Origin of the sequence: Yersinia sp. 2542 StPb PI, from assembly GCF_048593855.1 — a bacterium.
GTDB lineage: Bacteria > Pseudomonadota > Gammaproteobacteria > Enterobacterales > Enterobacteriaceae > Yersinia > Yersinia enterocolitica_E.
This window is the reverse complement of record NZ_JAZGQA010000222.1, coordinates 1-6,659: the sequence shown is the minus strand read 5'-3', so window position 1 is coordinate 6,659 and position 6,659 is coordinate 1. Positions and strand designations below refer to the sequence as shown.

The window sequence follows — 6,659 nt, the reverse complement described above, 5'->3', positions numbered from 1 at the left end:
ATTGTGAGTCTTCTTGGTGAAATAATAGGATTTGACTATATCATGAGGATGATTATTTGAAATGGCAGTTCTACAGAATAATTTCGTCTTTAAATATGCGAAAAATAGAATATCAATTTCAGCAAATAATTAGCCAAAGAATATATTGATAATATGACTGTCGAAGAGCGACTACCTTGCACAGGCAGCTAAGATATTAAAATAAGTCAGGCCAGCATGTTAAAATTATACCGGTCGGCAACGGCGAATATTGTTTAAAACCGGTATGGGTCGTGGGGCAGCTCTGAGTCAGGGAAGGGTAACACTGGCGACTTGAAATCCGGTCTGCTGCGGGGCAGATAATCAGCATGCGGCTCAATATGCCGATATCTGATGCAGAGGACATCGTTTAAGAACACGCAGGTTCAGTCAAATAAACCACTGTTTACTGGCTATTGTCGCAGCGCCGCTGGCACCGTTAAATGCTGACGATGAAGCTTGCACGAAGCGCACTACGTCATGGGAAAGCGGGCGGCGCAAATAAGTTCGTATTTGCCGGATCAATGCTTCTAGTGGGAAACCCGGCATATCCATCACCCCGCCGCCGAGCACTATTGCATGGGGATCAAACAGGTTAATGCTGGTGGCAATGGCTTTCGCCGTCCGTTGCATAAACTGCACAATAAACGGCTGCCCGGAGGCATAGAGAAACAGTTCACTTAGCTCAAACTCGCGCGGCGTGCTGTCATACCATCGGCGTAACGCCAAACCGGAGCAGGTGGTTTCCAAACAGCCGTAATTGCCGCATCCACACTGCTTTTCATCATCTCCCATGGGGATATGCCCCAATTCACCTGCCACGCCGTGTGCTCCAGTCCAGGGGGCGCCATTCATCCAGATAGCAAAACCCATGCCGGTACCAAGATAAGCACCGAGGACCAATTGCCGCTCAAGTTGATGTTCATGTACGTCATAGGAGAGTTGCATATTAACATCACGCTCGAATTGAACCGGGCAGTGCAGCGCTGCACTCAGCTTATCGGCCAGCCCCGCCAGGTCAGTCGAGGTTAACGGTAAATTTGGCGTGGAAATAATGCTCTTTTTGTCGTTCTCTACCAGTGCCGGGAACCCCATGACCAGCCCTTGGCAGCATGCATTATAACGTTCAAGATATTGATGCAGTCGGGCGCTTAATCCAGTAACTAACCCCGAGACAATGACATCAGCGGTACGTAATTTCTCACAATGAAGCATCACGCCATCGCGTTTGAGTAAGCAAAAGCGGATATGGGTCGCCCCCATATCGACTCCGATCACCACGTCATATTTAGGCATGCTGTAACACCTCACTCTTGGCATGAATGATTTGTTGCGACATCAGCGCCCAGGCTTTATCGATATCAGAGGCATGATTGAACAGCCCGGAAGAGCCAACAATTAGCACATCGGCCCCAGCCTCAATCAGACGTTGGTAAGTTGCCTGATTACAAGAACCATCAATTTCAATTTCATAATTAAGCTGGTTTTTTTCACGCCAGGCTTTCAGTTCAGCAATTTTATCTAACATTTCAGGGATAAATGGCTGTCCGGCAAAGCCTGGGTCCACCGTCATGACGGTTATTTTATCTGCTTTATGAATGTAATATTTCATACTATCGACCGGTGTTTCTGGATTGAGGATCAGGCCGACTTTCATCCCTAAACTGCGGATCTCCTCGATCAAGCGAAATGCTTGCCCGTTGAGGGTTTCTGGGTGCAGCGTGATAAAGTCTGCGCCCGCTTTTGCCAAAGGAGCGATGTAATCCTGTGGGCGCGTCACCATTAAGTGGCAGTCCAGTGGTTTGCTGGCGATACGCTTCACTTGGCTGACGAAAAAGGGGGACAGTGTCAGGTTAGGCACAAAATGGCCATCCATAATGTCGATGTGAAAATAGTCCGCATTTTGGTCAATAAATTCAATTTGCTCTTTAAATTTCAGCAAATCCATACACATCAGGGAGGGAGATATCTTCATTATCGAGTCCTTACTTACTGATAAGTCGGTCGAGGGCGACAGCGGCAATAATCAGGCCGCCCATCACCACCAGTTGGTAATAGGTTTGTACTTGGAGAATATTTAGGCCGTTATTGATGGTGCCTATAATCAGGCCACCAATAACCACTGAAAAGATGCGCCCCTTGCCCCCGAAGAAGCTGGTACCACCAATAATGGCACTGGCGATGGCATAGGTTTCAAACCCCATCCCGGCCAGAGGTTCAGCCGCGCCAAGGCGGGCTGTCGAAACCACGCCAGCAAGACCGGCACAAATACCCGAGATGATAAACACTACGAGCATGTGAAATTTCACATCAATGCCGGAATAGAAAGCTGAGTTTTTATTGCCGCCCAAGGCGTAGATATTGCGCCCAAGGCGTGTACGGGTGGTCAGAAACCAAAGCACTATGGCGATAAACAGGGCGAATAACACCGGTACCGGAATGCCTAACACACTGGCAGCAAAGAAATTTACAAACTCAAACGAGAAGCCATACACTGAGTTGGCATCAGAAATCACCAGGGTGATACCGCGAAAAATGGCATTGGTGCCAAGAGTGATGATGAAAGGGTGCAGGCCGGTCCAGTTGACCAGACAGCCATTAATGGCCCCCAGCGCGCCACCTACCAGCACACCACCAATCAGTGCTGCGAATATTGGATCGACCCCTGCCAGCATCAATTTTGCGGTAACCATGCCAGACAGCGCCAGAATCGCACCAACAGACAAGTCGATCCCCGCCACTAAAATGGCAAAGAACTCCCCCATCCCAATTAATACGGTGACCGAGCTTTGGACGAATATTTGCGTGATGTTATTGGTAGTAAGGAAATACTCCGACGAAATAGAGCCAAAGATAGCCACAATGATCGCCAGAATGAAAAAAGTGCCGTATTTATCCCAAAAAGCGGCGAAGTTAAACGGCTTTTTCCCAGCCGTATCCGATTTCACTCTTGTGGTAATGCCCATGCCATAATCTCCTCTTCGCTGATGTCATCACGGTTGGTCAGGATTTGCGTCAATCGTCCTTCACAAAACACCGCAATACGGTCGCAAACGGTAATAATTTCGGGAAGCTCAGAGGAGACCATCAGAATGACTTTTCCCTCATCTGCAAGGGTGCGCATCACTTTATAGATCTCGGCTTTAGCACCCACATCAATGCCTCGGGTGGGTTCATCAAAAATAATCACGTCGGGATGACAGCATAACCATTTAGAAATCAATACCTTTTGCTGATTCCCGCCAGACAGTTCTGTGATGTTTTGCGACACCGAATGGCACTTTAGTGCCAGTAGGCTGCGTTGTTCTTCGGCAATTTCCTGCTCAAGCTGTGGCTTAACCAACCCCATTGCACCTTTGTAACCCCCTTCTTTTAAGCTATGGCTGATAGCCATGTTTTCAGCGATAGAGAAATTGCTGAAAAAACCGTTTTCACGCCGGCTTTCAGTGATATAGCCCATGCCTTTTTTCAGTGCATCCAGCGGGGAGCGGGGGGTGATATTTTTGCCATTCAGCCAGACTTCGCCATGGCTGGTTTTGTCGACACCAAACAGGCAATTCATTAATTCGGTGCGGCCAGAACCCACCAAACCGGCAAACCCGAAGATCTCGCCCCGGTTGACAGCAAATGAAATATCGCGGACTTTTTTCTTATCGCGACTGGTCAGGTTTTTCACCTCAAACACCGTGTCGCGTACCACGTTGCCGGCATTTTCTTTGAAGGCAATAAAGCGGTTTTGTAATTCGCGCCCGACCATCAAGCGCACAATATCGTCGTTAGTGACATCCTGAATCATGCCGCTACACACACTGCTACCATCTTTCATTACTGTATAGCGATCGCAAATACGGCGGATCTCATTCAGTTTATGAGAGATATAAACAATGGCCGTGCCCTCCTTGCGCAACTGATTCATAATTAAGAAGAGATAATCTACCTCTTTATTAGTCAGTGATGAGGTTGGCTCATCCATAATAATAACTTTAGCATCGAGCATTAATGTTTTAGCAATTTCCAACATCTGTTTATGACTGATAGATAAATTAGCCACTTTTTCATCAAGGCTGACTTTTAACCCCACGCGCAATAACATTATTGCTGCCTGGATACGCATTTTTCTCCAGTCTACAATGTTTATACCGCAGACTTTTTTCGTCAGGTGACGGCCAATATAAAGATTTTCTAATACTGTCAATTCATCAATAACACTAAGTTCCTGATAAATGATTCCGATACCTAATTGCGCTGCCTGTTTATGGTCCAGTTTGTCGTAATTAATATCATTAATAGTTATTGAACCACTCGTTGGGGAATGAATACCTGACAATACTTTCATTAACGTTGATTTACCTGCGCCATTCTCACCTAATAACGCATGAATTTCATGTGTGAAAACAGTTAAATCAACGGACTTTAAGGCATGAACCGGCCCAAAGGATTTGCCGATCCCCGCCATAGAGATATAAGGCGTGACCATATAATCACCTTAGTTTTTATTCCTACCGAAATCTACCCTTACCCGAGCTAACCCGTAAGAGGAAAGCCGAGTGAGTGGCTGGCTCTTTAACCGGATGTTAGCCGGGTGGGTACGGCTATAATGCTATTTGGTGACCAGTACAGAATCCACTAGCGTAAACTGCGGCTGTTTATCCAATGGGATCACTTTCCCCCGTTGAACCGCTTCCACCAACAGCTTCAACCCGGTAGCACCGATATTCGCTGGGTTTTGTGCAACCGTGGCAGTCATTTGCCCGGCATCTACCATCTTACGTGCTTCGGGGATTCCGTCGGTGCCGACAACCAGAATCTTGCCAACTTTACCTGCATTGGCGACTGCCTGTGCTGCCCCCATCGCCATGGTGTCATTGGCACAATAGATAGCTTTCAGATTGGGGTTGCGCTGCAAAACATTGGTGGCGACATCTAGCGCTTTAATACGATCCCAATCAGCAGGCTGACTGGCAACTAATTTGATTTGGTTGGCTTGCTTAAATGCTTCCGTTGCTCCCGCACGGCGTGCTTCACCAGAAGCGTTACCCGCTTTACCTTCGATAATAGCGACTTCACCACCGGTAGTGCCTAATTTATCAATAATAAAAGCCGCTCCTTTGGCACCTACCGCATTATTGTCGGTCGTGACAAAGGCCTCGACATTGCCTTTAGCTTTTTTCAGATTATCCATATCAATTTTCTCGTCGAGATTGACCAGATAAATTCCTTTTTGCCAGGCACGAGCTACAGGCATAACCAGGTTAACTGAAGACAGTGGCGCAAAGGCTATACCTTTGTAATTCTTATTACTCAGATCTTCGAATAATTGTAGTTGAGACTGAAAGTCACCTTCAGAGGGGGACGCAAATATATCTACACTGACACCTAATACTTTTGCCTCCTCTTCAATTCCTTTTTTCATATCCACCCAAAAAGGATTAGAGAGCGTTTTTAAAATAACCGCATACTCTGCGGCAGCGAACGCACTGGTGGATAACATCATACCTATGGCTGCACCACTAAAGAGTTTTAGAAATTTATTCATGGCTCATTTCTCATTGTAGGGAGAGAGTTCCGGCATGTCTTAAAATAGAGGCATGCCGGTTTTTTATTACTATTATTTATCTCGCCGGAAAAAGTCGACAATAGCGCCGGTTTTTTCCAGGTTAATCGTGGCTCGTTCAATATCTTGTTGTGCTACAGAAACAAAAAATGCATCTAATAATGTGAGTTGTAATATACGCGCTGAGGCGTTTCGCCCTAATAAAGGGGTCTCTGGTGCTGGTGAGCAAATAATAAAATCAGCCAGTTTGGCAATAGGGGAGTGATAGCTATGAGTAATACATATAATCTTCGCTCCATTCTTCTTTGCCAATTCTACAGCGGCTTTTAAATCACTGGTGCGCCCGGAATGGGACACTACCAGCACCACATCACCTTCTTTCAGTAATGCAGCGGACATCATCATAATGTGTGCGTCTTGGTAAGCCTGGCAACGCACACCTATACGCAGTAGTTTATGCGCGATATCGGCACAAATCGAATTCGAGCCACCCACGCCGTATAAATCACGCTGTCTGGCACCATAGAAAAAGCGTGCAGCGCGGTGGATTTCATCGACGTTAACGATCGATTGCCCTTCCATAATCGTGCGCAGGGTGATGTTAAATACCTTATTAACCACATCCTCTGGCGCTTCATCAAACGATAACTCAGCCGGTAACACCTGTTCAGACTGCGAGAAGTAATCAATCAACGTACTGCGCAGATTGCGAAAGCCACTAAAACCCAGCAGTTTTGAAACTTTAACAATCATCGCTTCCGACACCATGAGGGTCTCGGCAACATCCTTAATCGCCGGTGCGGCACTCAAGTTCCCAGGTGTAAGAAACCATTCAACAATACGGCTTTCATTTTCCGTCATCCCCTCCTGCTTCATTCGTAGGTAGGGGGCGATACCGATCCCGTTAGGAATACCTTGATCAAACTCTGACTGACTCATCTCGGTCCCATGTCCAAAAATTGAAGACGTCACTATATCACCACAATGTGTTGACGAAATATGCAATCAACTTCACAGAATTTGATAATTTATAAAGTAACTATGGTTTGTGTAGTCTCTCATTGGTTGGGATTAAATATTATAAATC

Annotated in this window: 6 protein-coding genes; all 6 read right to left on the bottom strand. The window is 46.4% G+C overall.

The window, feature by feature from the left end; all coding sequences use genetic code 11:
- Positions 1-408: 408 nt before the first annotated feature.
- Positions 409-1,314 carry an allose kinase gene (gene alsK / locus V1952_RS19015; protein WP_420075319.1) on the bottom strand — a complete coding sequence of 302 codons (906 nt, stop codon included), beginning with the start codon at positions 1,312-1,314 and terminating at the stop codon, positions 409-411.
- Positions 1,307-1,993 carry a D-allulose 6-phosphate 3-epimerase gene (gene alsE, locus V1952_RS19010; RefSeq protein ID WP_372558315.1) on the bottom strand — a complete coding sequence of 229 codons (687 nt, stop codon included), beginning with the start codon at positions 1,991-1,993 and terminating at the stop codon, positions 1,307-1,309. Before alsE ends, alsK begins: the two co-directional genes overlap by 8 nt.
- A 10-nt stretch (positions 1,994-2,003) precedes the next feature.
- Positions 2,004-2,984 (bottom strand): D-allose ABC transporter permease, encoded by a 981-nt coding sequence (alsC, locus tag V1952_RS19005; RefSeq protein WP_049605299.1) that lies wholly within the window; start codon positions 2,982-2,984, stop codon positions 2,004-2,006.
- Entirely contained in the window at positions 2,963-4,495 is a 1,533-nt protein-coding gene (gene alsA, locus V1952_RS19000; protein WP_420072130.1) for a D-allose ABC transporter ATP-binding protein AlsA, read from the bottom strand. Before alsA ends, alsC begins: the two co-directional genes overlap by 22 nt.
- A 123-nt stretch (positions 4,496-4,618) precedes the next feature.
- Positions 4,619-5,554 carry a D-allose transporter substrate-binding protein gene (gene alsB / locus V1952_RS18995; RefSeq protein WP_420075318.1) on the bottom strand — a complete coding sequence of 312 codons (936 nt, stop codon included), beginning with the start codon at positions 5,552-5,554 and terminating at the stop codon, positions 4,619-4,621.
- A gap of 72 nt (positions 5,555-5,626) precedes the next feature.
- Complete coding sequence (locus tag V1952_RS18990; protein WP_083159713.1) at positions 5,627-6,511, bottom strand: MurR/RpiR family transcriptional regulator; 885 nt, start codon at positions 6,509-6,511, stop codon at positions 5,627-5,629.
- Positions 6,512-6,659 lie beyond the last annotated feature (148 nt).

What these genes read in the sequence shown, in the direction of transcription:
- alsE (WP_372558315.1), bottom strand. Translation starts at nt 1,993, where the DNA reads ATGAAGATATCTCCCTCCCTGATGTGTATGGATTTGCTGAAATTTAAA.
- alsC (WP_049605299.1), bottom strand. Translation starts at nt 2,984, where the DNA reads ATGGGCATTACCACAAGAGTGAAATCGGATACGGCTGGGAAAAAGCCG.
- alsB (WP_420075318.1), bottom strand. Translation starts at nt 5,554, where the DNA reads ATGAATAAATTTCTAAAACTCTTTAGTGGTGCAGCCATAGGTATGATG.
- V1952_RS18990 (WP_083159713.1), bottom strand. Translation starts at nt 6,511, where the DNA reads ATGAGTCAGTCAGAGTTTGATCAAGGTATTCCTAACGGGATCGGTATC.
- alsK (WP_420075319.1), bottom strand. Translation starts at nt 1,314, where the DNA reads ATGCCTAAATATGACGTGGTGATCGGAGTCGATATGGGGGCGACCCAT.
- alsA (WP_420072130.1), bottom strand. Translation starts at nt 4,495, where the DNA reads ATGGTCACGCCTTATATCTCTATGGCGGGGATCGGCAAATCCTTTGGG.